24 protein-coding genes are annotated in these 24,588 nt (G+C 70.4%); 10 read left to right on the top strand and 14 right to left on the bottom strand.

All coding sequences use genetic code 11. From position 1 onward, the window contains the following. The first annotated feature begins 103 nt into the window (after window positions 1-103). The 4 genes from rbfA to pnp all read left to right on the top strand — a co-directional run bounded on the left by rbfA (window position 104) and on the right by pnp (window position 4,145). A complete protein-coding gene (gene rbfA, locus ACTOWL_RS07950) occupies window positions 104-535 on the top strand; it encodes a 30S ribosome-binding factor RbfA (RefSeq protein WP_441320668.1) in 432 nt (143 codons plus the stop codon). Further along, window positions 525-1,481, top strand: coding sequence for a tRNA pseudouridine(55) synthase TruB (gene truB / locus ACTOWL_RS07945; RefSeq protein WP_441320667.1), 957 nt, complete (start codon window positions 525-527; stop codon window positions 1,479-1,481). Before rbfA ends, truB begins: the two co-directional genes overlap by 11 nt. A gap of 14 nt (window positions 1,482-1,495) precedes the next feature. After that, window positions 1,496-1,765: a 30S ribosomal protein S15 gene (rpsO, locus tag ACTOWL_RS07940; RefSeq protein ID WP_441320666.1), complete on the top strand. Its 270-nt coding sequence runs from the start codon at window positions 1,496-1,498 to the stop codon at window positions 1,763-1,765. Between the two features lie 229 nt (window positions 1,766-1,994). Then, window positions 1,995-4,145, top strand: a complete 2,151-nt coding sequence (pnp, locus tag ACTOWL_RS07935) for a polyribonucleotide nucleotidyltransferase (RefSeq protein ID WP_441320665.1) — start codon at window positions 1,995-1,997, stop codon at window positions 4,143-4,145. Between the two features lie 61 nt (window positions 4,146-4,206). Here the strand turns inward: pnp and ACTOWL_RS07930 are convergent, their stop codons facing one another. The 3 genes from ACTOWL_RS07930 to ACTOWL_RS07920 all read right to left on the bottom strand — a co-directional run bounded on the left by ACTOWL_RS07930 (window position 4,207) and on the right by ACTOWL_RS07920 (window position 7,976). After that, window positions 4,207-6,432 carry a molybdopterin cofactor-binding domain-containing protein gene (locus tag ACTOWL_RS07930; protein WP_441320664.1) on the bottom strand — a complete coding sequence of 742 codons (2,226 nt, stop codon included), beginning with the start codon at window positions 6,430-6,432 and terminating at the stop codon, window positions 4,207-4,209. Beyond that, window positions 6,432-6,911, bottom strand: coding sequence for a (2Fe-2S)-binding protein (locus tag ACTOWL_RS07925; protein ID WP_441320663.1), 480 nt, complete (start codon window positions 6,909-6,911; stop codon window positions 6,432-6,434). Before ACTOWL_RS07925 ends, ACTOWL_RS07930 begins: the two co-directional genes overlap by 1 nt. A gap of 132 nt (window positions 6,912-7,043) precedes the next feature. Beyond that, window positions 7,044-7,976, bottom strand: coding sequence for a helix-turn-helix transcriptional regulator (locus tag ACTOWL_RS07920; RefSeq protein WP_441320662.1), 933 nt, complete (start codon window positions 7,974-7,976; stop codon window positions 7,044-7,046). 189 nt (window positions 7,977-8,165) lie between these two features. On the opposite strand from ACTOWL_RS07920, the gene ACTOWL_RS07915 reads away from it, so the two are divergent. The 3 genes from ACTOWL_RS07915 (at window position 8,166) to ACTOWL_RS07905 (ending at window position 11,806) form a co-directional block, all read left to right on the top strand. Further along, window positions 8,166-9,230: an aldo/keto reductase gene (locus tag ACTOWL_RS07915; RefSeq protein ID WP_441320661.1), complete on the top strand. Its 1,065-nt coding sequence runs from the start codon at window positions 8,166-8,168 to the stop codon at window positions 9,228-9,230. A 326-nt stretch (window positions 9,231-9,556) separates the two neighbouring features. After that, a complete protein-coding gene (locus ACTOWL_RS07910; protein WP_441320660.1) occupies window positions 9,557-10,444 on the top strand; it encodes an MBL fold metallo-hydrolase in 888 nt (295 codons plus the stop codon). 102 nt (window positions 10,445-10,546) lie between these two features. Beyond that, entirely contained in the window at window positions 10,547-11,806 is a 1,260-nt protein-coding gene (locus tag ACTOWL_RS07905; RefSeq protein WP_441320659.1) for a lytic murein transglycosylase, read from the top strand. A 1-nt stretch (window position 11,807) separates the two neighbouring features. On the opposite strand, the gene ACTOWL_RS07900 is transcribed toward ACTOWL_RS07905, so the two are convergent. Further along, entirely contained in the window at window positions 11,808-12,683 is an 876-nt protein-coding gene (locus ACTOWL_RS07900) for a LysR substrate-binding domain-containing protein (protein ID WP_441320658.1), read from the bottom strand. A gap of 117 nt (window positions 12,684-12,800) precedes the next feature. Here ACTOWL_RS07900 and ACTOWL_RS07895 point away from each other — a divergent pair, with 117 nt between their 5' ends. Beyond that, window positions 12,801-13,730, top strand: coding sequence for a DMT family transporter (locus tag ACTOWL_RS07895; RefSeq protein WP_441320657.1), 930 nt, complete (start codon window positions 12,801-12,803; stop codon window positions 13,728-13,730). Between the two features lies 1 nt (window position 13,731). On the opposite strand, the gene ACTOWL_RS07890 is transcribed toward ACTOWL_RS07895, so the two are convergent. From ACTOWL_RS07890 to ACTOWL_RS07845, 10 genes are all read right to left on the bottom strand, one after another. Continuing rightward, entirely contained in the window at window positions 13,732-15,690 is a 1,959-nt protein-coding gene (locus ACTOWL_RS07890) for an NAD(P)-binding protein (RefSeq protein ID WP_441320656.1), read from the bottom strand. Window positions 15,691-15,765: 75 nt separating this feature from the next. Further along, a complete protein-coding gene (locus tag ACTOWL_RS07885) occupies window positions 15,766-17,628 on the bottom strand; it encodes an adenylate/guanylate cyclase domain-containing protein (RefSeq protein ID WP_441320655.1) in 1,863 nt (620 codons plus the stop codon). After that, window positions 17,625-17,996: a histidine triad nucleotide-binding protein gene (locus tag ACTOWL_RS07880; protein ID WP_441320654.1), complete on the bottom strand. Its 372-nt coding sequence runs from the start codon at window positions 17,994-17,996 to the stop codon at window positions 17,625-17,627. The genes ACTOWL_RS07885 and ACTOWL_RS07880 overlap by 4 nt, the downstream gene beginning before the upstream one ends. Window positions 17,997-18,140: 144 nt before the next feature. Beyond that, the gene (locus tag ACTOWL_RS07875) at window positions 18,141-18,473 is read right to left on the bottom strand and encodes a phosphoribosyl-ATP diphosphatase (RefSeq protein WP_441320653.1); all 333 of its coding nucleotides are present in this window, start codon (window positions 18,471-18,473) and stop codon (window positions 18,141-18,143) included. Then, entirely contained in the window at window positions 18,470-19,234 is a 765-nt protein-coding gene (hisF, locus tag ACTOWL_RS07870; protein ID WP_441320652.1) for an imidazole glycerol phosphate synthase subunit HisF, read from the bottom strand. The genes ACTOWL_RS07875 and hisF overlap by 4 nt, the downstream gene beginning before the upstream one ends. Window positions 19,235-19,238: 4 nt before the next feature. Continuing rightward, window positions 19,239-19,982 (bottom strand): 1-(5-phosphoribosyl)-5-[(5-phosphoribosylamino)methylideneamino]imidazole-4-carboxamide isomerase, encoded by a 744-nt coding sequence (gene hisA, locus ACTOWL_RS07865; protein WP_441320651.1) that lies wholly within the window; start codon window positions 19,980-19,982, stop codon window positions 19,239-19,241. Continuing rightward, the gene (locus tag ACTOWL_RS07860) at window positions 19,979-20,551 is read right to left on the bottom strand and encodes a GNAT family N-acetyltransferase (RefSeq protein ID WP_441320650.1); all 573 of its coding nucleotides are present in this window, start codon (window positions 20,549-20,551) and stop codon (window positions 19,979-19,981) included. Before ACTOWL_RS07860 ends, hisA begins: the two co-directional genes overlap by 4 nt. Next, a complete protein-coding gene (hisH, locus tag ACTOWL_RS07855) occupies window positions 20,548-21,186 on the bottom strand; it encodes an imidazole glycerol phosphate synthase subunit HisH (protein ID WP_441320649.1) in 639 nt (212 codons plus the stop codon). The genes ACTOWL_RS07860 and hisH overlap by 4 nt, the downstream gene beginning before the upstream one ends. 15 nt (window positions 21,187-21,201) lie before the next feature. Beyond that, window positions 21,202-21,864: an imidazoleglycerol-phosphate dehydratase HisB gene (gene hisB, locus ACTOWL_RS07850; RefSeq protein ID WP_441320648.1), complete on the bottom strand. Its 663-nt coding sequence runs from the start codon at window positions 21,862-21,864 to the stop codon at window positions 21,202-21,204. Between the two features lie 144 nt (window positions 21,865-22,008). Further along, window positions 22,009-22,446 carry a hypothetical protein gene (locus tag ACTOWL_RS07845; RefSeq protein ID WP_441320647.1) on the bottom strand — a complete coding sequence of 146 codons (438 nt, stop codon included), beginning with the start codon at window positions 22,444-22,446 and terminating at the stop codon, window positions 22,009-22,011. A gap of 219 nt (window positions 22,447-22,665) precedes the next feature. Between ACTOWL_RS07845 and hslV the strand changes: the two genes are divergently transcribed. Both hslV and hslU read left to right on the top strand, forming a co-directional pair. Further along, window positions 22,666-23,214: an ATP-dependent protease subunit HslV gene (gene hslV / locus ACTOWL_RS07840; RefSeq protein ID WP_441320646.1), complete on the top strand. Its 549-nt coding sequence runs from the start codon at window positions 22,666-22,668 to the stop codon at window positions 23,212-23,214. A gap of 46 nt (window positions 23,215-23,260) precedes the next feature. Beyond that, on the top strand, window positions 23,261-24,577 hold the full coding sequence (gene hslU / locus ACTOWL_RS07835; protein ID WP_441320645.1) for an ATP-dependent protease ATPase subunit HslU: 1,317 nt from the start codon (window positions 23,261-23,263) through the stop codon (window positions 24,575-24,577). Window positions 24,578-24,588 lie beyond the last annotated feature (11 nt).

The raw sequence follows: 24,588 nt of genomic DNA, 5'->3' as shown, positions 1-24,588 counted from the left end.
CCTGCACCATCGCCGCCGATCGGGACTATTCTCGATCGGCGGCGGATGGATCCTTCCCCCCGGTCCGGCTATGCCGGACCGCGGCGTTTTGAGAACGACCCCCATGCGACACAACACTGCCAATGGCCCGAGCCAACGCCAGCTGCGCGTCGGCGAGGAGCTGCGTCACGCCCTGGCCGCCATCCTGCTGCGCGGCGAGCTGCACGACCCCGACCTTGCCGGCGTCTCGATCACCGTCTCCGAGGTCCGGCCCAGCCCGGACATGAAGCACGCCACCGTCTTCGTCACCACGCTGAACGGCGACAAGATGGACGTCGTGCTCCCGGCGCTGCGCCGCGCCGCATCCTTCCTGCGCGGCCAGGTCGCGAAGACCGTCCGGCTGCGCCACACGCCCCAGCTCAGCTTCCAGGCCGACACCTCGTTCGACTATGCGCAGAAGATCAACACGCTGCTGCACCAGGACGTGATCGCCCGCGACCTGTCCGACGACGAAGAGCGGTCGGACGACAGGGCAGACGACACCAATGGCGCGTAGGAAGCGCGGCCGCCCGGTGCATGGCTGGGTGGTGGTCGACAAGCCGGTCGGCGTCACCTCGACCCAGGTGGTCGGCCGCATCCGCCGGCTGTTCGACGCCGAGAAGGCCGGCCATGCCGGCACGCTGGACCCGCTGGCCAGCGGCATCCTGCCGATCGCGCTGGGCGAGGCCACCAAGACCGTGCCCTACGCCATGGATGGCGAGAAGACCTACCGCTTCACCGTGCGCTGGGGCGAGGCGCGCGACACCGACGACACCGAAGGCCGGGTCACCGCGACCAGCGAAATGCGCCCGGAGCCCGACGCCATCGCCGCGATCATCCCGCGTTTCATCGGCGAGATCAGCCAGGTGCCGCCGGCCTTCTCCGCGATCAAGGTCGATGGCGAGCGCGCCTACGACCTGGCCCGCGCCGGCGAGGCGGTGCAGCTGGCGCCGCGGCTGATCCGGATCGACGACCTGCGCCTGGCCGAGATCCCCGACCGCGACCACGCCACCTTCGACGTGCAGTCCGGCAAGGGCGCCTATATGCGCGGCCTGGCCCGCGACATCGCCCTCGCCCTCGGCACGGTGGGACACATCGTCGCATTGCGCCGCACGCGAGTCGGGCCCTTCGGCCTTGACGACGCGGTCCCCTTGGAGCATATCGACGCGCTAGCCAAGCAGCCGGGGGCCGAGCAATCGGCCCTCGACGGCATTCTGCTTCCGGTCGAGACCCCGCTGGACGACATCCCGGCGGTGGCCCTGACGGAAGCTGAAGCGCAACGGATGCGGCACGGCCAGTCGGTCGCGCTGCTACGGCGCTCGGATCGGGAGCGGATCGCCGCCCTCGATCTCGATCCGGACAACCCGGACGCCATCGTTCTGGTCACCTGCGGGGACGCCCCCGTGGCCCTGGCCCGTATCGACGGCGGCGAGATCCGGCCGGTGCGCATCCTCAACCTCTGATTCAGGAGACCACGATGTCGATTACGCCGGAGCGCAAGCAGGAAGTCATTGGCACCTACGCCCCCAAGCCCGGGGACACCGGTTCGCCGGAGGTGCAGGTCGCGATCCTGTCCGAGCGCATTGCCAACCTGACCGAACACCTGAAGACCCACTCGAAGGACTTCCACAGCCGTCGGGGTCTTCTGATCATGGTCGGCCGCCGCCGCCGCCTGCTCGACTATCTCAAGCGCAAGAGCGTCGTGCGCTACGACGAGATCATCAAGCGTCTCGGCCTGCGTCGCTGACCCTGCCTATGCACCCTCCTTCCCATGTCAGTCCCGCGAAAGCGGGAATCTCCATCCGTTTTGGACGTGACGAGATCCTCGCTTTCGCGAGGATGACGACAGGGACGGAGTTTCTGGTTTCGTGACATTCGCGCCGCCGGCCCCCAGCCGGCGGCGCTTGTCGTATTTGCCCCCGGGCCCGGCGTGGAGCGGCCCGACCCCGATAGGCCTCTGCGGCACGGGGTGTCCGATGGAAGGAAAAGCGATGTTCAACATCTATCGCAAAGAGATCAACTGGGGCGGCCGCAAGCTGGTCCTCGAGACGGGCAAGATCGCCCGCCAGGCCGATGGCGCCGTGCTCGTCACCTATGGTGAGAGCGTCGTGCTCTGCACCGCGGTCGGGTCGAAGCAGAAGTCGAAGTTCGACTTCTTCCCGCTGACCGTGAACTATCAGGAGAAGGCGTTCGCCGCCGGCAAGATCCCGGGCGGCTTCTTCAAGCGCGAAGGCCGCCCGTCCGAGAACGAGACGCTGGTCAGCCGCCTGATCGACCGCCCGATCCGCCCGCTGTTCCACCCGAGCTACCGCAACGAGACCCAGGTCGTCGCCACGGTGCTGAGCCACGATCTGGAGAATGATCCGGACATCGCGGCCCTGGTCGGCGCCTCCGCCGCCCTGACCATCTCGGGCATCCCGTTCCTGGGCCCGATCGGCGCCGCCCGCGTCGGCTACATCGACGGCCAGTACGTCCTGAACCCGACGATCGCCCAGACCGCCGAGAGCCAGCTGGACCTCGTGGTCGCCGGCACCGACGAAGGCGTGCTGATGGTCGAGTCCGAGGCGCATGAGCTGACCGAGGAGATCATGCTCGGCGCCGTCGCCTTCGGCCACGCCGCGTCCCGCCAGGTGATCCAGGCGATCATCGAGCTGGCCGAGCTGTGCGCCAAGGAGCCCTGGGCCCTGACCGAGGAGCCGGCCGAGGTCGCCGCCGTGCGCGGCAAGTTCCAGGCCGTCGCCGGCGAGCTGCGCGACGCCTACAAGATCGTCCGCAAGCAGGACCGCTACGCCGCGGTCGACGCGGTCAAGCAGAAGGCGCTGGCCCTGCTCGAGGGCAACGAGGCCGAGCTGGCCGTCGGCGCCAAGGTGTTCAAGGACTTCGAGAGCGACATCGTCCGCGGCAACGTCCTGGACACCGGCCTGCGCATCGACGGCCGCGACACCAAGACGGTCCGCCCGATCGTCGCCGAAGTCGGCGTGCTGAAGCGGGCCCACGGCTCGGCCCTGTTCACCCGCGGCGAGACCCAGGCGCTGGTGGTCACCACGCTGGGCACCGGCCAGGACGAGCAGATCGTCGACGCGCTCGAGGGCGAGTACCGCGAGAACTTCATGCTGCACTACAACTTCCCGCCCTATTCGGTCGGTGAAGCGGGGCGCATGGGCAGCCCAGGCCGCCGCGAGATCGGCCACGGCAAGCTGGCCTGGCGGTCGATCCACCCGGTGCTGCCGTCGAAGGAGCAGTTCCCCTACACCATCCGCGTGGTGTCGGAGATCACCGAGTCGAACGGCTCGTCCTCGATGGCCACGGTGTGCGGCTCGTCGCTGGCGCTGATGGATGGCGGCGTGCCGCTGTCCAACCCGGTGGCCGGCATCGCCATGGGCCTGATCAAGGAGGGCGACCGCTTCGCCGTCCTGACCGACATCCTGGGCGACGAGGACCATCTCGGCGACATGGACTTCAAGGTGGCCGGCACCGAGCGCGGCATCACCAGCCTGCAGATGGACATCAAGATCACCTCGATCACCGAGGAGATCATGAAGATCGCGCTGGAGCAGGCGCGCGAAGGCCGCGTCCACATCCTGGGCGAGATGTCCAAGGCGCTGTCGGCGGCCCGCGGCGAGGTCAACAAGAACGCCCCGCGCATCACCACCTTCTCGATCCCGAAGGACAAGATCCGCGAAGTCATCGGCACCGGCGGCAAGGTGATCCGCGAGATCACCGAGACCACCGGCGCCAAGATCGACATCGAGGACGACGGCACCATCAAGGTGGCGGCGGTCGACGAGACGGCGGCCGAGGCGGCGATCAACTGGATCAAGGGCATCGTCGCCGAGCCCGAGGTCGGCAAGATCTATAACGGCAAGGTGGTGAAGGCGGTCGATTTCGGCGCCTTCGTCAACTTCCTGGGCAGCCGCGACGGCCTGGTCCACATCTCGGAGATGCGGCCCGGCCGCGTCGCCAAGGTGGCGGACGTGGTCAAGGTCGGCGACGAGGTCAAGGTCAAGGTCCTGGGCTTCGACGACCGCGGCAAGATCAAGCTGTCGATGAAGTTCATCGACCAGCAGACCGGCGCCGAGCTGCCCCGAGAGGAGCAGTCGCGGTCGCAGCCGGAGACGACGTTCTGAGGCTTCGCTTCGGCGGAGAGAGGACAGGGGCGGCCTTCGGGCCGCCCCTTTTCGTTTGCGCCTAGGCCGGCCGGCTGAACCCCGCCGTGTCCAGCGGCAGTTTCCGCACCCGCTTGCCGGTCGCGGCGAAGACGGCGCTGCACAGCGCCGGGATCACCGGCGGCAGCGCCGGCTCGCCGAGGCCGGTCGGCGGGAAATCGGTGGCGACGAACTCGACTGCGATGTCCGGCGTGCCCGGGATCCGCGGCAGCGGATAGGTGTCGAAGTTCTCCTGCTCGACCCGCCCGCCGGTCAGCTTGATCGACAGCCCGCCCAGCGCCTGGCCGAGCCCGTCGATCACCGATCCGCGGACCTGGTTCTCGGCGCCCGACGGGTTGACGATCTGGCTGCCGATGTCGCCGGCCACCCAGACCCGCGGCACCCGCACCGTGCCGTCCTGCGCCACCGCCGCCTCCACCACCTCGGCGAAATAGCCGAGATGGCAGAAGTAGAAGGCGAAGCCCTTGCCGCTGCCGGCCGCCGGCCTGACCGGCCAGCTGGACATCACCAGCGCCTTCTCGATCACGCCGCGGGCCCGGCCGGTGTGGAACTGCACCTGCGACCCCTGCCGCGCCGGCAGCGCCCGGGGCTCGCCGAGCAGCCCGAGCAGCAGCGTCGGCAGGTCGCTGCCGGCCGCCTGCGCCACCTCGTCGAGGAAGGACTGGTAGGCCCAGGCCAGGCCGTTCGACCGCGGCGCCCGCATCGGCCCGGTCGGCACCACGCTGTCGATGCCGGACTGGGCGAACAGCAGGTTCGGCGTCATCAGCGCCGGCAGCTCCTGGAAGTCGAACTCGCCGCCCGACACCGGCTTGCCGCCCCGGGTCAGGGTGACGAAATGGCCCGTGAACACGGTCGGCTTGCCGGCCGCGTCGAAGCCGGCGGTGAAGCGGTGCCAGCCGGCCGGGCGGTAGAAGTCGTGCTGGATGTCCTCGGTCCGCGACCACACCAGCTTGACCGGCGTGCCCGGCACCTGCCGCGCGATCGCCGCCGCCTGTACCACATAATCGTTCATCAGCCGCCGGCCGAAGCCGCCGCCGATGCGCGGCATGTGCATGGTGATCGCCTCGGGCTTCAGCCCCAGCGCCTCGGCCACCAGGCCGCGGCCGCGCTCCGGCATCTGGGTCGGCGCCCACAGCTCCAGCGTGCTGTCCGCACGATAGAGCGCGGTGCAGTTCTGCGGCTCAAGCGGCGCATGCGACAGATACGGATAGGCGTAGTCCGCCGTGATCCGCTTCGCGGCCCCGGCCAGCGCGCCCTCGACGTCGCCGGCGCGGAACAGCTCGGCCTGCGGCGTGCCGTCGAACAGGGCCTTGGCCCGGGCGTCGTAGCCGTCGGTGCTCTGGGCTGCGCCGGGGCCCTCGTCCCATTCGACCTTCAGCGCCTGCCGCGCTTGGTTGGCCAGCCACCAGTTGGTCGCCAGCACCGCGACGCCGTCGACCAGGCTTTCCGGCCGGCCGTTGCCCTTGACCGTGAACACCTGGCGCACGCCGGGCTGGCCGCGGGCGGCGTCGAGATCGGCGGATGTCAGCGTGCCGCCGAACACCGGGCAGCGCTCGAACACCGCGTACAGCATGCCGGGCAACCGGGTGTCGATGCCGAAGATCGGCTCGCCCCGGACCACCTTCGGGCTGTCGCAGCCGCCGGTCGGCTTGCCGATGATGCGGAACTCGGCCGGGTCCTTCAGCCGGACCGTGCCCGGATCGGGCATCGGCAGCGCCGCGGCGTCGGCCGCGACCTCGCCGCAGCCCAGGGAGCGCCCGCTGGCCTCGTGCAGCAGCCGGCCGGACCGGGTGGTGACGCTGTCGGCCGGCACGCCCCAGCGCCGCGCCGCGGCGTCGACCAGCAGCGCCCGCGCCGCGGCGCCGACCTGGCGCATCGGCATCCAGTTGGCCGGCGTGGCCCGGCTGCCCCCCGCCGTCTGCGGGCCATAGGCGGCCTCGTTCACCATCGCCTGGGTGACGGTGACCTGGTCCCAGTCGACGTCCAGCTCGTCGGCGATGATCATCGGCAGCGACGTCTTGATGCCCTGGCCGATCTCCGGGTTCTTGCCGGTGATCGTCACCCGCCCGTCCGGCGCGATGGCGATGAAGGCGCCGAGCGTGCCAGCGCCGCCGCCGGCGGCGGTCGCCGGGACCGGCAGGGTGGCGTCGATCAGAAGCCCGCCGCCGACCAGCAGCGAGGCCTTGAGGAAGGCACGCCGGCCCAGACTGCCGTCCATGGGGCCGGCGTCAGGAAGGATGTGTCCCATCAGCCGGCCCTCCCTTCCGCCGCCTTCCGCTCGGCCGCCTTGTGGATGGCGGTGCGGATGCGGGTGTAGGTGCCGCAGCGGCAGAGATTGCCGGCCATGGCGGAGTCGATGTCGTCGTCGCCGGGGGCCGGGGTGGTGGCCAGCAGCGCGGCGGCGGACATGATCTGCCCGGCCTGGCAGTAGCCGCACTGCATCACGTCGAAGGCCAGCCAGGCCTGCTGCAGCCGGGCGCCGATGTCGGTGGCGCCGATCGCCTCGATGGTGACGATCTTGGCGCCGCCGACATCGCCGATCGCGGTCTGGCAGGCGCGCACCGCGGCGCCGTCGAGATGCACGGTGCAGGCGCCGCACAACCCGACGCCGCAGCCGAATTTGGTGCCGACCAGCCCGAGCTCGTCGCGCAGCGCCCACAGCAGGGGCATCTCCGGCGGCGCGTCGATGCGCTCGGTCCGGCCATTGATGTTGAGTTCGACAGCCATGGACAGCTCCGTCTCTGCGACCGGCCATGCACGGCGAACCGCCGCCTGCGCGCCGGGTCCAGGAATCCGGGAAGGAGAAGGATACGTTCCGTTTGTCGTACAACTGTGCCAGGGAAGCGGACCGGCGTCCCCTTACACCGGGCCGCTGCGGCATCCGGTCCCATCCGGATGCCGGCCCGGTGCCAGGTCTCGCGGGCCGGCCCCATTCAACGCGCGATAGCGCGACGGGGCCATGCCGGCGACGCTGCGGAACAGGCGGGCGAAATGGCTCGGGCTGACGAAGCCGCAGCGCAGCGCGATCTCGGCCATCGAGCCGCCTTCGGCCTCGAGCATCCGCATGGCGCGGCGGATCCGCCTGTCGCTGATGAAGGCGAGCGGCGTGCGGCCCGTCGTTTCCCGGAACGCCCGGTGTAGCCGGCCGGGCGAGAGCCCGACGAGGCCGGCGAGGTCGGCGATCCGGATCTCCGCGCCGAGATGGGCGTCGACATAGTCGGCGATGCGGCGCAGGCGCCAGGGCGGCAGCGCCCAGCGGCGCGGGCCGCCGGCGGGCGCGGCGTGGCCGTAGCGCCGGACGAGGTGATGGGCCAGGGCCCAGGACATCGCCTCGCCATAGGCCCGGTCCAGCCCGCCTTCCGCCGCGGCAAGGCGCGCGGCCTCCGCCACCATGCCGGCCAGGAAGGGCGCCTCCTGGTTGGTGAAGGCGGCGCCGTCCAGCGATCGCCCGGCCGGTTCGAACACCTCGTCCTGCAGCAGCGCCGGGTCGAGCGAGATCGACGCCCATTCCGACTCGACGCCGCGCAGCCGCAGCCGGCGCTCGCAATCGGCCGGCACGAAGGACACCGCGCCCGGCCGGTCGCTGCCGACATAGCGGTGGCCGCAGGACGAGACCACCTCCTGATGGGATGCCCCGCCCGCGAGGGTGACGAGCACCAGGTGATGCGGGATCAGGATCGTGCCCTCGACCGCCTCGGTGTAGGGCCGGCGCGCCGTGTCGAAGACGCCGCCGGCCCAGGCGAAGCTGCGCCAGCCGGTGGCCCGCGGCTCGATCCTGCGCTCGTATGCCATGCGGTGCTCCGGTCTCGACCGACGCTCCGAGGATAGGCCGGGTCCTGTCGGGTGTCAGTGTGCCCCGCCGACGCATCCCGCCCGCCGATCGGGTCAGGATCGGGCGCGGGCAGGTCAGGATCCGGCGCATCTGCCGCCGCGACGGCCGCTAGAGTCCGCGGCGCACACATTCCGGAGCGGATCACGGCGATGCGACAGGAGCCTTTCCTTCCCACCGATCGGCGCGGCCTGATGCGCGGGGCGCTCGGCCTTCTCGCCGCGGCACCGGCACTGCTCGGCCCCTCGGCCGTCCGCGCCCAGCAGCCCGCCGCCGCGGACGGCATCATCACCCGGACCGTGCCGCGCACCAACGAGGCGCTGCCGGCGATCGGCCTCGGCACCTTCCTGACCTTCGACACCATCCCGGGCGCGCCGCGCGACCATCTGCGCGAGGTGCTGCGCCGCACCTGGGAGGGCGGCGCCCGGGTGGTCGACACCTCGCCCCTCTACGGCACCGCGGAGACCACGGTCGGGGACTTCGCGACCGCGCTCGGCATCGGCGACCGGATCTTCGTCGCCAACAAGATCTGGTCAACAGGCGACTTCCTGGCCGATGAGAGCCATGCCCTGCGCAGCCTGCGGCTGTCGGAGGACCGGCTGTGGCGCGGCCGCATCGACCTGATGCAATGCCACAGCCTGGTCAATGTCGACCTCATCGTCCCCACTCTGCGTGCCTGGAAGAAGGAGGGACGGATCCGACTTATCGGCGTGACCCATTTCGAGAGCGCGTATCTGGAGCCGCTGGCCGGCTGGGTGGAACGCGGCGATCTCGATGTCGTGCAGGTCAATTACTCGATCTTCAACCGGCGCGCCGAGGAGCGGGTGCTGCCCGCCGCCGCGGAGCGCGGCACTGCCGTCCTGACCAATATGCCGTTCGAGAAGGCGCGTCTGTTCAAAGTCGTCGAAGGCCGGCCGCTGCCCGATTTCGCTGCCGAGATCGGCATCGGCAGCTGGGCGTCGTATTTCCTGAAATGGGTGATCTCGCACCCGACCGTGACCTGTGCGCTGCCGGCGACCGCCGATCCCGACCACGCCGCCGAGAACATCGCCGCCCTGCGGGGCCCCTTGCCCGACGCGGAGATGCGCCGGCGCATGCTGCAGCACATGGAGGCGATCCCCGGCTTCGACCGGATCGCCGAGATGCCGTGGTATCCGGACAAGCGCTACCCCGGCATCATCGGCCGCGCCCAGGCCGAGCTGCGCGCCCGCAGCTGAGGGCCTCTGCATGCCGCGGAGGACGAGAGTCCGGAATTTCACCGGCCATCGGCAGAGAACCCGCACGTCGTCCCGTCTTTCGTATCGATCCCCAGCGATTCGCTGTGTCGTTTCTAAGATTGGACGCCGATCGTATGTCAATCCGAGCGAAATACTGCGCAATCCCATGATAGAGCTTCACGACATTTATGGTGCTATTGTTGCCGATACGGGCTGAAATTTGGAATTCAGCCTCCCGTGTTCATGTCAGGTTGAAATTCCCGTCGACAGATTATTTTGCCAGCATGGTCGGAGAGTCTTCCACGAGCAGCCAAGAGCGATCGACCATGACACCGGCCGGCGCGCCGCCCGCCATCCACGCCATCTTCGACCCGCGGACCGGCAGCGTGCAGTATGTCGTGGCCGATCCCGGGACCGGCGACTGCGCGATCATCGACCCGGTGCTGGATTTCGACCTGAAATCCGGCACCGTCTCCACCCGCAACGCCGACCTGATCCTCGACCATGTCGCGCGGTCCGGGCTGCGGGTCGCCTGGATCCTCGACACCCATCCGCATGCCGACCACTTCTCGGCCGCCGCCTATCTGAAGGCGAAGACCGGCGCGCCGACGGCGATCGGCGAGAAGGTCGCCGGCGTCCAGGCGCTGTGGCAGGAGATCTACAACCTGCCGGACCAGCCGACCGACGGCTCGGGCTGGGACCGGCTGTTCCGCGACGGCGACCGCTTTCAGATCGGGTCGCTGGAGGCCAGGGTGCTGTTCTGCCCGGGTCACACCATGGCCTCGATCACCTATCTCGTCGGCGACGCCGCCTTCATCCACGACACCCTGTTCATGCCCGATGGCGGCACGGCGCGGGCCGACTTTCCGGGCGCCGACGCGCGCCAGCTCTGGGCCTCGATCCAGCGCATCCTGGCTTTGCCGGACGAGACCCGCCTGTTCACCGGGCACGACTACCAGCCGGACGGCCGCGAGCCGCGCTGGCAGAGCTCCGTCGCCGACCAGAAGGAGCGCAACATCCACGTCGCCGCCGTGTCGGAGGCCGAGTTCGTGGCGCTGCGCCAGGACCGCGACCGGACGCTGCCGCTGCCGGCGCTGATGCTGGCGGCGCTGCAGGTGAACATCCGCGGCGGCCGCCTGCCCGAGCCCGAAAGCAATGGCCGGCGCTACCTGAAGATCCCGCTCGATGCCTTCCCCGGCGCGCCGCAGGGGTGACCGCCGCGCGGCATTTGCGGCGGCCCTGCCGCGGTCCGGCCTTGATCTCGGGGCACTTTGCCGCGACGTTCACCGACTGATTCGGAATTGCGGAGAGGGCCCATGTCGATGACCACGCGGATGGCGGTGCTGGCCGGGGTGGTGCTGCTGGCCGCCTGCCAGAGCTCGGGCCAGGGCCAGCCGGTGGTGCCGACCCCGACGCCCGGCGCCCAGGCCTTTCCCCCAGCCCAGTCCGAGGCGCAGAGCTTCCCGCAATGGGTGGCGGCGTTCCGGGCCGAGGCCGCGGCGCGCGGCATCAGCGAGGCGACGCTGGCCACCGCCTTCGACACCGTGCAGTTCCTGCCGAACGTGATCGACTCCGACCAGTCGCAGGCTGAGTTCACCCGCGCCATCTGGACCTATCTCGACGGTGCGGTCTCGGCCGACCGCATCCGCAACGGCCAGGCGATGCTGGCGCAATGGGGATCGACCGCGAACGCCGTCGAGCAGCGCTACGGCGTGCCGAAGCAGGTCATCACCGCGATCTGGGGCATCGAGAGCAATTACGGCCAGAACTTCGGCACCACCGAGGTGATCGACGCCCTGGCCACCCTGGGCTATGAGGGGCGGCGCCAGGATTTCTTCAAGGAACAGCTCTTCGCCGCGCTGCAGATCCTGCAGCAGGGCGACATCAGCCGCGACCGCATGCTCGGCTCCTGGGCCGGCGCCATGGGCAACACCCAGTTCCTGCCGACGGTGTTCCTGAGCTCCGCCGTCGACGCCGATGGCGACGGCCGCCGCGACATCTGGGGCAGCATCCCCGACGTCATGGCCTCGACCGCCAACTACCTGGCGCAGTCGGGCTGGCAGCGCGGCCAGCCCTGGGGCGTCGAGGTGACGCTGCCGCCCGGCTTCGACTATTCGGTGGCGGAGCTGAGCACCAGGCGGCTGGTGGCGCAGTGGGCGGCGCTGGGGGTGAAGCCGGTCTCCGGCCGCAGCCTGCCGGCGCTGGGCGACAGCTCGGTGATCACCCCGGCGGGCGCGCGCGGCCCGGCCTTCCTGGTCGGCCCGAACTTCAGCGTGATCATGAAGTACAACAACTCGACCAGCTACGCGCTCGCGGTCGCCACGCTGTCCGACCGGCTGGCCGGCGGCGGCCCGATCGTCGGGGCCTGGCCGCGGGGCGAGCAGCCGCTGTCGCGCAACGAGGTGCTGGAGCTGCAGTCGCTGCTGGTGGCCCGGGGCTTCGCCACCGGCGGCGCGCCGGACGGGCTGATCGGGCCGGCGACGCGTGGGGCGATCCGCGCCTGGCAGGTCTCCAAGGGCCTGATCCCGGACGGCTTCGCGACGACCAGCCTGCTGCAGGCGGTGCGGGCGGGATAACCTACGAGGAAGCAGCGAACTCCAACATCCGCGCGGCCAGCGCGGCGACGGCTGGCCGGCTGCCGCCGGTGCGAGTGACCAGATGGTAGGTGAGGGGGCTCGGCACCGCGTGCTCGCCCAGCCGCGCCAGGCCGGCCGCCCGGACCGCACGGTCGGAGAACGGCGCCCGGGCCAGGGCGATGCCGAGGCCGGCCTCCGCCGCCGCCAGGACCAGCGTGTAGTCCTCGAAACGCCGGTCCTGCGGCCGCGGCTTCAGCGTGATCCCACAGGATCCGAACCAGGCGCGCCAGCCGGTCAGATCGGAATCATGCAGCAGCGGCGCCCGCAGCATCCCGTCCGGCGACAGGCCGAGCCGCCGCGCCAGATCGGGGTGTGCCACCGGATACAGCCGCTCCGGCAGCAGGCGGACGGCCTGGGTTCCGGGCCAGCTACCCGCGCCATAGCGCACCGCCAGGTCGACCTCGCCGCCTTCGACATCGGCGTTGCGGCCCTCGACCGCGATCTCGACCCGCAGCGCCGGATCGCCCTGCTCCAGCGCCGCCAGCCGCTCGAACAGCCAGAGCTTGGCGAAGCCCGGCACCACGCTGATCCGCACCACCTCCGGCCCGCGCCGGCGGCGCCAGCGCACCGCGGCCTCGTCGATCAGACGGAACGCCGCCTCGACCCGCGAGACGAAGCGCTGCCCGTCCGGGGTCAGGCGCACGCCGCGGCCGTGGCGCTCGAACAGGGCGGTGCCGAGCCATGCCTCGACCGCGGCGACGCGCCGGCTGACCGCGCCATGGGTCAGCCCGAGCGCCTCGGCGGCCGCACTGAAGGAATCGTGACGGGCGACGACGCAGACGGTGTCGAGGCTGTCGAGCGGCGGCCGTCCGGCCAATAAGCGTTCGGACGTCGAGCTGTGATCCATGCACACAGCTCGCGCTCGATCGGTGCCGTATGTCAACAGCACGGCCGGTGCGAGAACGGTGGCCCTGAGTCGACCCGAGGTGCATCCGTGTCCAGCCGCGCCCCCCAGGCCCGCCGGGCCTATGCCGCCGTGGCCGTCACCATCCTGTCCTGGGCCGCGGCCTTCCCGGCGATCCGCCTGGCGCTGCGCGAGCTGCAGCCGGTGCCGCTGGCCGCCGCCCGCTTTGCCGTGGCGGCGGTGCTGGTGCTGGCCTGGCTGGCCTGGCGCCGACCGGCGCGGCCGGCCCTGCCCGACCTGCTGCGCTTCGCCCTGTGCGGGCTGATCGGCATCGCCGCCTACAACATCCTGCTGAACAGCGGGCAGCGCAGCGTCGCGGCCGGGGCCGCCAGCTTCATCGTCAACACCGCGCCGATCCTGACCGCGCTGCTGGCCCGGCTGGTGCTGGGGGAGCGCTTCGGCGCCCGCGGCTGGGCCGGCACGCTGGTCAGCTTCGCCGGCATCGCCCTGATCGCCTCGGCCCAGCCGGGCGGCCTGGCCTTCGGCGCCGGCGCCAGCCTGGTGCTGGGGTCGGCGCTGTGCATGGCCTGCTACGTCGTGCTGCAGAAGCCGCTGGTGGCGCGATACGGTGCCCTGGCCTGTACCGCCTGGACGCTGCTGGCCGGCGCGCTGTGGCTGTCGCCCTGGCTGCCGGAGGCGGCGGGCGAGCTGCCGCGGGCCGGCGCGACGACCATCGCCACGGTGATCGGGCTCGGCGTGCTGCCGGCCGCCATCGGCTACGCCACCTGGACCTATGCGCTGGGCCATTTCGGCGCGGCGCGGGCGACGAACTTCCTGTACCTCGTGCCGCCGGTCGCCACCGCCATCGCCGTGCCGCTGCTGGGCGAGACGCCGGGGCCGCAGACGCTGCTGGGCGGCGCGGTCGCCATCGCCGGGGTGGTCCTGGTCAACACCCGCGGGAGGAGGGCGCCGCGGGCGGCATCGTCGGCCGAACCCACGGCGCCACGCCAGCCCTCCTAGCCTACAGCAGCCCGAGCTGGTCGCGCGGCGGGCCGGGGAAGTCGGCGAAGGCCGGGGCGCCGTCGGGCGTGCCCAGCAGCTCGCGCACCGCCCTTGTGGCCTGGTCGATCGCCGAGTGGACATAGGCATAGGCGCCGGAATCGGCATTGGCGATCGCGATCTGGCCCCAGGGCTTGCGGGCCGCCACGATCGGCAGCGGACCGTCCGGCCAGAAGGCGTCCCAGGGCCGCATGTATTCATAGGCGTAGCCGTGCGACCAGCGGTTCGCGGTGATCGCCTCGATGTCGCGCGCCGGATCGAAGCCGCCGCCCGACAGGGCCCGGCCCAGCAGGTCGCGGATCTCGCGCTCCATGTCCTCGAAGGTCAGCTGGGTCAGCTGGATGCGGCCGGCCAGCGACTGCTCGCGCGACGACAGGCCGGGCTGCAGCGGCACCTTGCTGAGATGCAGCAGCACCGGGTCCTCCGGCGTGTCGGCGAAGCCGTAGCCGCCCATGCTGACCGGGAAGTCGATCTCCGCCCCCGACCAGAAATGGCCCGGCGACTCGAAGCCTTCGATGCCGAGCTTCGCGAAGGCGGTCCAGTTGCGGATCAGCACGTTGGTGTAGATCAGCGGCACCTTCTGCTGGTCGCGCAGCGCCTCGACCTGCGCCGCCGGCAGCTCGTCGGTCAGGAACGGGATCACCCGGTGCCAGCAGGCCAGCACCACATGGCCGGCCTGGACCGTGCGCAGCTTGCCGTCCTGCACATAGGCCACGTCGACCGCCTTCGCCGAGGCCGGGTCGCCCTGGTGCTTCACCCGGACCACAGTGGAGCCCAGCCGGATCCGCACCGGCTGGCCGTCGACATCCAGCCTGCCGTAATCGGCCTGGGCGAGGACCAGGTCCTCCATGGTGCTGCCGGGCATGGCGGCCGGGATCAGCGACCGCACCAGCGCCCGGGCGATGCCGGCATTGCCGTCGGGGAAATGGTAGATGTACTCGTCCGGGTCGGTGCGGGCCAGGCGGCCGCTGGGGCTCATGGTCGGGTAGACCTCGTCGCCCAGATCCATGCCGTCGAAGCCGGGATTGCCGTTGGCCCAGGCGTCCAGGCAGGTGGTGCCGTCGATGCCGACGCCGAAATAGCCTTCGGTCGAGCTCTGGAAATACGCGACCAGCTGCGGATCGGCCTTCACCAGATCGGTCAGGAACTGGGCGTAGGTGGTCTTCGACAGCCGGTCCAGCTTCTCCGCCCGCGACAGGCCGGGCAGGTAGTCGGCCGGCGAATCGATCAGGGCGATCAGGTCCTGCTTGGCCCTGTCGGTCAGCGGCGACTGCGGCACCCAGTCGGCGGCGGCATCGGCCTCCTTGACCAGCGCGTCGGCGCCGAAGACCTCCTTCGGGAAGAACACGGCGCGGCCGAGGCCGCGCGTCTCGGCCCAGCCTTGGTCGTAATACTGTTCGAACCGCTTCGGCTCGACCCCGACATCGGCCAGCAGCGCGTTCACCGCCGGGCTGAAATAGCTGGGCGTCTGCAGCGACTGCGACCCGCCATAGCCGAGGATCATGCGGCCGCCGGCGCCGGTGAATTCGTTGCGCTTGGCATGCCCGCCGAAATCATCGTGGTTCTCGAGCACCAGGATGCGGGCGCCCGCCCCGGCCTGCTTGCGGTACTGTACCGCCGCCGCCAAGCCGGAGATGCCGCCGCCGACCACCACCAGGGCGTAGCGCTCGCCGGTCGCCTCCGGCGCCCCCGCCTTCTCCCAGAAGGTGCCGTCGCGCACCGAGTGCATGACGCTGTACGAGCCTTCGTGATGGCCGCGCAGGCCGGTCAGCTTCGGCGGATAGGCGGCGGCCGGCCCGGCGAAGGCGCTGCGGGACAGAGGCCCGCCCAGCGCCGCCGCGCCCACCGTCAGGGCGACACCGTCAAGAAAGTCACGCCGGCTGATCGGCCGGCCCATTCCCAGATCGCGATCGGATGACATGGCTGGTCCCCCTCCCTGGCTGGAGCCGATTCAGAGGGACCAAGGTGGCGGAATTGCGGTGCGAAGCGGGGCGCCTCAGGCCGTCGGCTTGATGCCGACCAGCCGGAAGATCTCGACCTCGCCGTTGCGGCCGCGGACGCGGCGCGGGCCCAGGCTCTTCATCTCGAATTCCGGGCCCAGCAGCGCCGCGGTCTCGGCGCTGATCAGGATCGTCGTGTCCTCGTCGCCCGACAGCACCTTGCCCAGCTGCTCCAGCCGGTTGCCGATGTTCACCGTGTCGCCGACGATGGTGTAGTTGGTGCGCCCCGGCGCGCCGATGTTGCCGACCACCACCGGGCCGCTGTGCAACCCGATGCGCAGCCGCAGCCGCGGCCGGCCGATGGCGGCGCGGCGGTCGTTCTCGGCCTGCATCACCGCGGCGATGGCCAGCGCCGCGCGGGCGGCCCGCGGCGCATGGTCCTTCATCTTCTCCGGCGCGCCCCAGAACGCCATCAGGCAGTCGCCGATGAACTTGTCGATGGTGCCGGATTCGGCCTCGACGCAGCCCGCCAGCATGGCGAAATGCTCGTTCAGATAGGCCGCGATCCGCGCCGCCGGCAGCCGCTCCGCCGCGCCGCTGAAATTGGCGATGTCAGTGAACATCACCGTCAGGATGCGCTCGATCGAGACCACGCCCTCGCCGTCGCCCTTGGTGATCAGGCGGCGGACCAGGCTTTTCGGCACATAGGTCTCGAGCCAGCGCAGCCCCACCAGCATGGTGTTGAAGGCCTGGGCGCCCTCGTTCAGCTCCTTGAACACGCTGCCGGGCAGCGGCTTGAGCTGGCTGAACTCCAGCGTCCCCACCGCCCGCGCCTGGTCGGAGAAGGCGCGCACCGGGCGGGCGATCATACGGCCGACGAAGACGCCGACGATGATCGCCAGCACCATCACCGCCAGGCCGGCCAGGCCGGCGCGGATCACCCGCCAGACCTCGGCGCCGACCGCGTCGCCCGGCACATGGATGCCGAGGATCAGCTGGGTCGGGCCGAAGCCGTAGATGGTGCGGTACAGGAAGAGCTCGTCCTGGTCGCCGATCTGGACCTCGCGGATCCGCACCCGCGGGTTGCGCACGGTGACCGGGGAGCCCTTGGTCCACAGCGCCGCGAGCAAGTCGTCGCCGACCTGGTCGAGCCGCGGCAGCGGCTCCTCCACCGAGGCCGGCGGCGGGTCGGTGGCCATGCGCGGATGGGCCAGCACCCGGTCTTCGCCATAGAGGATGAAGGGCACCTGCGACGGGTCGCTGGACACCCGCGCCAGGAACTTCGACAGGTCCTGCACCGTGACCACCGCGAACAGCACGCCGACCAGCCGGCCGTCGCGCCGCACCGGCTGGCGCAGATTCATCACCGTCGCGTGCGGCCCGTCGCGCAGATACAGGATCTCGCCCCAATAGGCGTCGACCTTGCCGGCCGCCTCGGCCAGCGCCGCGCGGCTCTCCTCGGCGTCGTTCTTCTCGTCGAACGTCTCGTAGTTGCCGTCCTGCTGGTGGGTGACGCCGCGGATGCGCAGGTCGTCGGTCAGATAGGCGATCGAGCGCACCTGCGGCGAGGCCGCCAGCGCGCCGGTCAGCATGGTCGAGAACTGGTCCATGTTGTCGGCGTCGAGCCGCCCCTGCTGCAGCAGCAAAGCGAGGCTGCCGAGCTCGTTCGACACCGGCTCGAGATGCTGGCGCAGCTGCGCCTCGACCGAGGCCACGCCGATCTCGGCCTGGTTGGTCAGCAGGTCGAAGGTGGTGCGCGCCGCCGTGGTCCAGTAGATCGCCAGCACCGCCGCGACCGCGATCGCCACCAGGCCGCCGATGGCGACCGCGAGCGTCCGGGCCAGGGTAACGGTGCGTCGGCGCGGCCTGCCGGAACGGCTGGCCGGCGCTTCCGCCTCGGCAGAGACCGGCAGGGTCATGGGGCGATGGCGGGATCCAGCATGCGGCCGAGCGGCCGGCCGCCGAAGATGTGGATGTGCAGGTGCGGTACCTCCTGGTGCCCGTCTTCGCCGATGTTCGACAGGATGCGGTAGCCGGGCGCGGCCAGGCCGAGCTCGCGGGCGATCCGGCCGACCGCCCGGGTCAGGGCTGCGACCTCGGCGTCGCCGGCGCGCTCCGAGAAATCGTCCATCGAGACATAGGTGCCCTTGGGAATGACCAGCACATGCACCGGCGCCCGCGGGCTGATGTCGTGGAAGGCCAGGACGTGGTCGTCCTCATAGACCTTCTTGCACGGCAGCTCGCCGCGCAGGATGCGGGCGAAGACGTTGCTCGGATCATAGGCCATCGGTCGTCCTCGGTCTTCGCTGATGAATGTGACACATGCTGCTGAATCGCGGCGAAATTCAGCCGCCACCCAGCGACGATTGTCATGCTGGCGGCGACGTGTTGTCGCGGTCCCGGCCAGCCACCCCCGCACGGGCGGGCGCGGTCACTCCGTCGGCCGCGCCGCCTTCTCGGCGATGCCGCTGACGCCTTCCCGCGCCTCCAGCACCGCCCAGACCGTCTCCGGCGCCACCCCGGCATCGGCCCACAGCACCAGGAGATGGTAGAGCAGGTCGGCGCTTTCGGCGGCGATGGCGTCGGCATCGCCGCGCATCGCCTCGATCACCGTCTCGACCGCCTCCTCGCCCAGCTTCTGGGCGATCTTCGGCCGGCCGCGGGCGAACAGCTTGGCAGTGTAGCTGGAGGCGGGATCGGCGCCGCGCCGCGACCGGATCACGGCGGCCAGCCGGTCCAGCACCCGGGCGTCGACCGTGCTCATGCCGCCATCCGCACCGGCAGCCCGGCCGCGGCCAGGTGCTGCTTGGCCTGGGCGATCGAATAGGTGCCGAAATGGAAGATCGAGGCGGCGAGGAGGCCGGTGGCGCCGCCGGACAGCGCGCCGTCGGCGAGATGCTGCAGCGTGCCGACCCCGCCCGAGGCGATGATCGGGATGCCGACCACCTTGCGGATCGCCTGCAGCAGTTCGAGGTCGAAGCCCTCCTTGGTGCCGTCGCGATCCATCGAGGTCACCAGCAGCTCGCCGGCGCCCGCGGCACACATCCGGTCGGCCCAGTCGACCGCGTCGATGCCGGTGCCCTTGCGGCCGCCATGGGTGAAGATTTCCCATTTGCCGGGCGACACCTGCTTGGCATCGATCGCCACCACCACGCATTGCCTGCCGAACTTGACCGCCGCTTCGGACACCAGCTCCGGCCGGGCCACGGCGGCGGAGTTGATCGACACCTTGTCGGCCCCGGCCAGCAGCAGCGCCCGGACATCGTCGACGCTGCGCACGCCGCCGCCGACGGTCAGCGGCATGAACACCTGCTCGGCGGTGCGGCGGACCACGTCGAACAGCACGCCGCGGTTCTCATGGGTCGCGGCGATGTCGAGATAGACCAGCTCGTCGGCGCCTTCGCGGTCATAGTGCCGGGCCTGCTCCACCGGGTCCCCGGCATCGACCAGGTTCTCGAAGTTGACGCCCTTGACCACCCGGCCGTCCTTGACGTCGAGGCAGGGGATGACCCGGACCTTGAGCATGGCGTCAGGCCTCCACCGGCACCGGACCGGACAGGATCGCCAGCGCCTGCTTCGGGTCGATCCGGCCGTCGTAGAGCGCGCGACCGCAGATCACCCCGGCGATGCCCGACCGCTCCTCGCGCTTGATCACGCGCAGGTCGTCGAGCGAGGAGGCGCCGCCCGAGGCGATCACCGGCGTGGTCAGGGCGAAGGCCAGGTCGGCCGTGGCCTCGACGTTCAGCCCGCCCATCGCGCCGTCGCGGTTGATGTCGGTGTAGATGATCGCGGCGACGCCGGAATCCTCGAAGCGCAGCGCCAGGTCCAGCACCTTGACGGTCGAGGTCTTGACCCAGCCCTCGATGGCCACGAAGCCTTCCCGCGCGTCGATGCCGACCGCGATCCGGCCGGGCCAGCGGCGGCAGGCCTCGCGCACCAGGTCCGGGTCGCGCACCGCGACCGTGCCCAGCACCACCCGGGCCACGCCGCGCTCGAGCCAGAACTCGATCCGCTCCAGGTCGCGGATGCCGCCGCCGAGCTGCACCGGCAGCGAGGTGGCCGTGAGGATGCCGCCGATCGCCTCGGCGTTCACCGGATGGCCGGCGATGGCGCCGTTCAGGTCGACCACATGGATCCAGCTGAAGCCCTGCTCGGCGAAGGCCTTGGCCTGCTCGGCGGGGTCCAGGTTGAAGACCGTGGCTTCGCTCATCTCGCCGCGGACGAGACGGACGCAGTGGCCGTCCTTCAGATCGATGGCCGGATAGAGGATCATGGCGTCGGGTCCAGCCCCGCCTCGGTCGGCGGGATCAGCGGTTTGTGGAAGTAGCAGCCGCCGATCAGGCGGCCGTTCACGCGGGCATAATACGGGTTCGTCGCCCAACGGACGAATCCCAAGCTCTCGAACAGGCGGATCGCTGCGGTCTGGGTGTCGCGCACATCGAGCGTCAGCAGGCCGTAACCTCGCGCCCGCGCCTCGGTCTCCGCCGCCTCGGCCAGCATCCTCGCCAGGCCGTGGCCGCGGGCCCAGGGGGCGACGAACATGCCGGACACGCCGGCGGCGAAGGCCTGCGCCTCGTTGTTCACCGGCGGATCGACCAGCTGGATGGCGCCGGCGATGACCTCGTCGAGCCGGCCGACGAACAGGTGCCGGCCCGGCATCGCCACCACGCCGCCCCAATAGCGCTCCATGGTCTCGCGCGGCGGCGGCTTGACCCAGCCGAAACCGCCGCCCTCGAGGATGGCGAGCTCGGCCGCGTCGCACAAATCGTGCAGGTCGCTGCTGCGGAACCGGTCGAGCCGGCCGACCGACACCGCCGGCACCGGGGCAGTCGCTTCGCTCATGGTGTCCAGGTCACGAAATTGCCGAGCAGCCTGAGGCCGGCCGCCTGGCTCTTCTCCGGATGGAACTGCACGCCGATCCAGTTGTCGCGGCCGACCGCGGCGGTCTGCGCGCCGCCATAGTCCACCGTCGCCAGCACCTCGGCCGGGTCGGCCGGCACCATCACATAGGAATGGGCGAAATAGACGTCCTGGCCGGCGAGCCCATCCAGCACCGGATGGTCCTCCTCGACCGCCAGGTTGTTCCAGCCCATCTGCGGCACCACCAGATCGGGGTCGGCCGGGGCCAGCGGCACCACGGCGCCATGGATCCAGTCGAGGCCGAGGAAATCGCCATGCTCATGGCCGACCCCGGCCATCACCTGCATGCCGACGCAGATGCCGAGGAACGGCACGCCGGCCTGCCGCACCCGCTCCTCCAGCGTCTCGCGCATGCCCGGCAGGGCGCCCAGCGCCTGGCTGCAGTCGCCGAAGGCGCCGACACCCGGCAGCACCAGCCGGTCGGCCCGGCGCACCACCTCGGCATCGGCGGTGACGATGATCTCCTGCGCCGCCCCGCGCTCCGCCGCGGCGCGTTCCAGCGCCTTGGCGGCCGAGCGGAGATTGCCGGAGCCGTAGTCGATCACGGCGATGGCCATGCGGGAGTCCCGGAGCTAGAGGGAACCGCCGAGCGTGCCCTTGGTCGAGGGCACGGCGTCCGGGCGGCGGCTGTCGATGGCGGTGGCGGCGCGCAGGGCGCGCGCCAGCGCCTTGAAGCAGCTTTCGACGATGTGGTGGTTGTTCTCACCGTACAGGTTGGCGACGTGCAGCGTCAGCCCGGCGTTCTGGGCGAAGGCGTGGAACCATTCGCGGAACAGCTCGGTGTCCATCTCGCCCAGCTTGTCGCGGGTGAAGCGGACATCCCACACCAGATAAGGCCGGGCCGAGATGTCGACGGCGACGCGGGACAGCGCCTCGTCCATCGGCACATGCGCCTCGCCGTAGCGCTGGATGCCGCGGCGGTCGCCCAGCGCCTTGGCGAAGGCCTGGCCGAGGGTGATGCCGACATCCTCGGTGGTGTGGTGGAAGTCGATATGGAGGTCGCCCTCGGCCCGGACCGTCAGGTCGAACAGCCCATGCCGGGCCAGTTGGTCCAGCATATGGTCGAGGAAGCCGACACCGGTCTGGATGTCGGAGCGGCCGGTGCCGTCGAGATCGACCGTGGCGCTGATCCGCGTCTCGCGGGTGGCGCGGTCGACCGTGGCGCGGCGGCCGGCAGCGGCGGCAGGCTTGCGGGTCGGCCGGGTGCGGGCTGGGGAGGAGGCGGTTCCGTCCATGGCCCAGGTGTCTTATCAGGAAGCCCGGCGCATCGCCAGTGAAGGAGCCATGCCCGGAGGGCAGGGAGGCTCGGACCAATCCGACGATGGTAGCCCAGGCCGGCGGACGCATCTGACCGCCGCAGCCAGCCTGAAGCGTCAGGCCTATTTTCCCGGCGTCTCCGTCACTTTCGCCTGCGGCACCGATCTGCCTACTTTTGCCATTTCGCGAGCCACGTAGTCGATTGCAATCATCTGGGTGGTATCATGTGATTTGTAAATAGAGAGCGAAAGATGGCCGCGCGCCCGTGGGTTGCCATTGGTTCCGATAACTCTCAGATCTTCGCGAAAAAACTGTAGAAGGTAACTGTCTTCAGCAATAAGCGGCGGTTTGACCCTGGTGGCGAAGCCTTCCGACTGAGCCCAAATATTCAGCCGATCAATCAGATTGCTGATCTCTGCTATGGGTACTTCAATCTGGATGCTCCGCATCGGCTTTAGGGTCTGGTCCGGCCGGGCATCTTCTGAGCGGGTTTCTGCCGCCATGACGCAGAGACAGCCGCTGAATGCAAGGGCGGCAGCAAATTTGACCGTGCTCCCCACCCTCATGGTATCCCCCAACGATCAGACGAGTTTAAGTCGACAGGCTATGATCGAGAATACCTCCAAACACCGCAGGCTCACATGGGGTTGCGGCCGACTCCCATAGGCCCGATCGTCCAGACAGGACGGTCCGCAAGACTTGATCCCCCCGCCGGACGGTCCAATCTAGGCGGTGCGGGCCGGACGGCTCGCCCCAACCCCAGCGTTCCGGATTCCTGCATGTCGTCTTCCGAGAGTGCCGCCTGGCACGGCACCACCATCCTCGCCGTGCGCAAGAACGACCGCGTCGTCATCGCCGGCGACGGTCAGGTCACCGCCGGCAACACCGTGATGAAGGGCACCGCCCGCAAGGTGCGGCGCCTGGGCGATGGCAGCGTCATCGCCGGCTTCGCCGGGGCGACCGCCGACGCCATGGCCCTGTTCGAGCGGCTCGAGGCCAAGCTGGAGAAGCATCCGGGCCAGCTGGCCCGGGCCTGCGTCGAGCTGGCCAAGGACTGGCGTACCGACCGCTATCTGCGCCGGCTGGAGGCGATGATGGCGGTGTGCGACGCCCGAGTGTCGCTGATCCTGACCGGCACCGGCGACGTGCTGGAGCCGGATGACGGGCTGATCGGCATCGGCTCCGGCGGGCCCTTCGCCCTGGCCGCCGCCCGCGCCTTCATGGAGAGCCCGGAGCTGGACGCCGAGACGGTGGCGCGCAAGGCGATGAAGATCGCCGGCGACATCTGCATCTACACGAACCATAACGTCACGCTGGAAAGCCTGTGATCGCGGCCCTGCCGACCCGCCGACCCGACGCCGCGAAGGACCCGACATGACCGACACCGCCAATTTCAGCCCGCGCGAGATCGTCTCCGAGCTCGACCGCTTCATCGTCGGCCAGCACGACGCCAAGCGCGCCGTCGCCATCGCCCTGCGCAACCGCTGGCGCCGCCAGCAGCTGCCCGAGGCGCTGCGCGAGGAGGTGCTGCCGAAGAACATCCTGATGATCGGGCCGACCGGCGTCGGCAAGACCGAGATCGCGCGCCGCCTGGCGAAGCTGGCCAACGCGCCGTTCCTGAAGGTCGAGGCGACCAAGTTCACCGAGGTCGGCTATGTCGGCCGCGATGTCGAGCAGATCATCCGCGACCTGCTGGAGATCGCGATCAAGATGACCCGCGACACGCTGCGCAAGGAGGTCGCGGCCAAGGCCGAGATCCGCGCCGAGGAGCGGGTGCTGGACGCGCTGGTGGGCGACAGCGCCTCGGCCGAGACCCGGCAGAAGTTCCGCAAGATGCTGCGCGAGGGCCAGCTGAACGACCGCGAGATCGAGATCCAGGTCGCCGACACCGGCGGCGGGCTGCCGACCTTCGACATCCCCGGCATGCCGGGCGCCCAGATGGGGATGCTCAACCTCAACGACATGCTCGGCAAGGCCTTCGGCAACCGCACCAAGCCGCGCCGCATGAGCGTGCAGGAGAGCCATGTCGTGCTGATGGCCGAGGAATCGGACAAGCTGCTGGACCAGGAGAAGGTGACCGCCGAGGCCATCCACCTGGTCGAGCAGAACGGCATCGTCTTCCTGGACGAGATCGACAAGATCACGGCGCGGTCGGAGCGGGCGGGCGCCGATGTCAGCCGCGAAGGCGTGCAGCGCGACCTGCTGCCGCTGATCGAGGGCACCCAGGTGGCGACCAAATACGGCACGGTGCGCACCGACTACATCCTGTTCATCGCCTCCGGCGCGTTCCAGCTGGCCAAGCCGTCGGACCTGCTGCCGGAGCTGCAGGGCCGCCTGCCGATCCGGGTCGAGCTGCAGGCCCTGACCCGCGACGATTTCCGCCGCATCCTGACCGAGCCGGAGCACAGTCTGGTCAAGCAGTACACCGCCCTGCTCGGCACCGAGGAGGTGACGCTGGACTTCACCGAGGACGCCATCGATGCGCTCGCCGACCTGGCGGCGGAGGTCAACCGTGCGGTCGAGAACATCGGCGCCCGGCGGCTGCACACGGTGCTGGAGCGCCTGCTGGACGAGGTCAGCTTCACCGCCTCCGACCGCTCCGGCGAGACGGTGAGGATCGACGCCGCCTATGTCCACGACAAGGTCGGCGCCCTGACCAAGAACGCCGATCTGAGCAAGTTCATCCTGTAGTCGCCGGCGAG

This window comes from Inquilinus sp. CA228 (assembly GCF_052078665.1).
GTDB lineage: Bacteria > Pseudomonadota > Alphaproteobacteria > DSM-16000 > Inquilinaceae > Inquilinus.
The sequence above is the reverse complement of the archived record's forward strand: the minus strand, read 5'-3'. Positions and strand labels throughout refer to the sequence as shown.

Coding starts and splice junctions, on each gene's coding strand:
- rbfA (WP_441320668.1), top strand. CDS start 104: ATGCGACACAACACTGCCAATGGCCCGAGCCAACGCCAGCTGCGCGTC.
- truB (WP_441320667.1), top strand. CDS start 525: ATGGCGCGTAGGAAGCGCGGCCGCCCGGTGCATGGCTGGGTGGTGGTC.
- rpsO (WP_441320666.1), top strand. CDS start 1,496: ATGTCGATTACGCCGGAGCGCAAGCAGGAAGTCATTGGCACCTACGCC.
- pnp (WP_441320665.1), top strand. CDS start 1,995: ATGGAAGGAAAAGCGATGTTCAACATCTATCGCAAAGAGATCAACTGG.
- ACTOWL_RS07930 (WP_441320664.1), bottom strand. CDS start 6,432: ATGGGACACATCCTTCCTGACGCCGGCCCCATGGACGGCAGTCTGGGC.
- ACTOWL_RS07925 (WP_441320663.1), bottom strand. CDS start 6,911: ATGGCTGTCGAACTCAACATCAATGGCCGGACCGAGCGCATCGACGCG.
- ACTOWL_RS07920 (WP_441320662.1), bottom strand. CDS start 7,976: ATGGCATACGAGCGCAGGATCGAGCCGCGGGCCACCGGCTGGCGCAGC.
- ACTOWL_RS07915 (WP_441320661.1), top strand. CDS start 8,166: ATGCGACAGGAGCCTTTCCTTCCCACCGATCGGCGCGGCCTGATGCGC.
- ACTOWL_RS07910 (WP_441320660.1), top strand. CDS start 9,557: ATGACACCGGCCGGCGCGCCGCCCGCCATCCACGCCATCTTCGACCCG.
- ACTOWL_RS07905 (WP_441320659.1), top strand. CDS start 10,547: ATGTCGATGACCACGCGGATGGCGGTGCTGGCCGGGGTGGTGCTGCTG.
- ACTOWL_RS07890 (WP_441320656.1), bottom strand. CDS start 15,690: ATGTCATCCGATCGCGATCTGGGAATGGGCCGGCCGATCAGCCGGCGT.
- ACTOWL_RS07885 (WP_441320655.1), bottom strand. CDS start 17,628: ATGACCCTGCCGGTCTCTGCCGAGGCGGAAGCGCCGGCCAGCCGTTCC.
- ACTOWL_RS07880 (WP_441320654.1), bottom strand. CDS start 17,996: ATGGCCTATGATCCGAGCAACGTCTTCGCCCGCATCCTGCGCGGCGAG.
- ACTOWL_RS07875 (WP_441320653.1), bottom strand. CDS start 18,473: ATGAGCACGGTCGACGCCCGGGTGCTGGACCGGCTGGCCGCCGTGATC.
- hisF (WP_441320652.1), bottom strand. CDS start 19,234: ATGCTCAAGGTCCGGGTCATCCCCTGCCTCGACGTCAAGGACGGCCGG.
- hisA (WP_441320651.1), bottom strand. CDS start 19,982: ATGATCCTCTATCCGGCCATCGATCTGAAGGACGGCCACTGCGTCCGT.
- ACTOWL_RS07860 (WP_441320650.1), bottom strand. CDS start 20,551: ATGAGCGAAGCGACTGCCCCGGTGCCGGCGGTGTCGGTCGGCCGGCTC.
- hisH (WP_441320649.1), bottom strand. CDS start 21,186: ATGGCCATCGCCGTGATCGACTACGGCTCCGGCAATCTCCGCTCGGCC.
- hisB (WP_441320648.1), bottom strand. CDS start 21,864: ATGGACGGAACCGCCTCCTCCCCAGCCCGCACCCGGCCGACCCGCAAG.
- hslV (WP_441320646.1), top strand. CDS start 22,666: ATGTCGTCTTCCGAGAGTGCCGCCTGGCACGGCACCACCATCCTCGCC.
- hslU (WP_441320645.1), top strand. CDS start 23,261: ATGACCGACACCGCCAATTTCAGCCCGCGCGAGATCGTCTCCGAGCTC.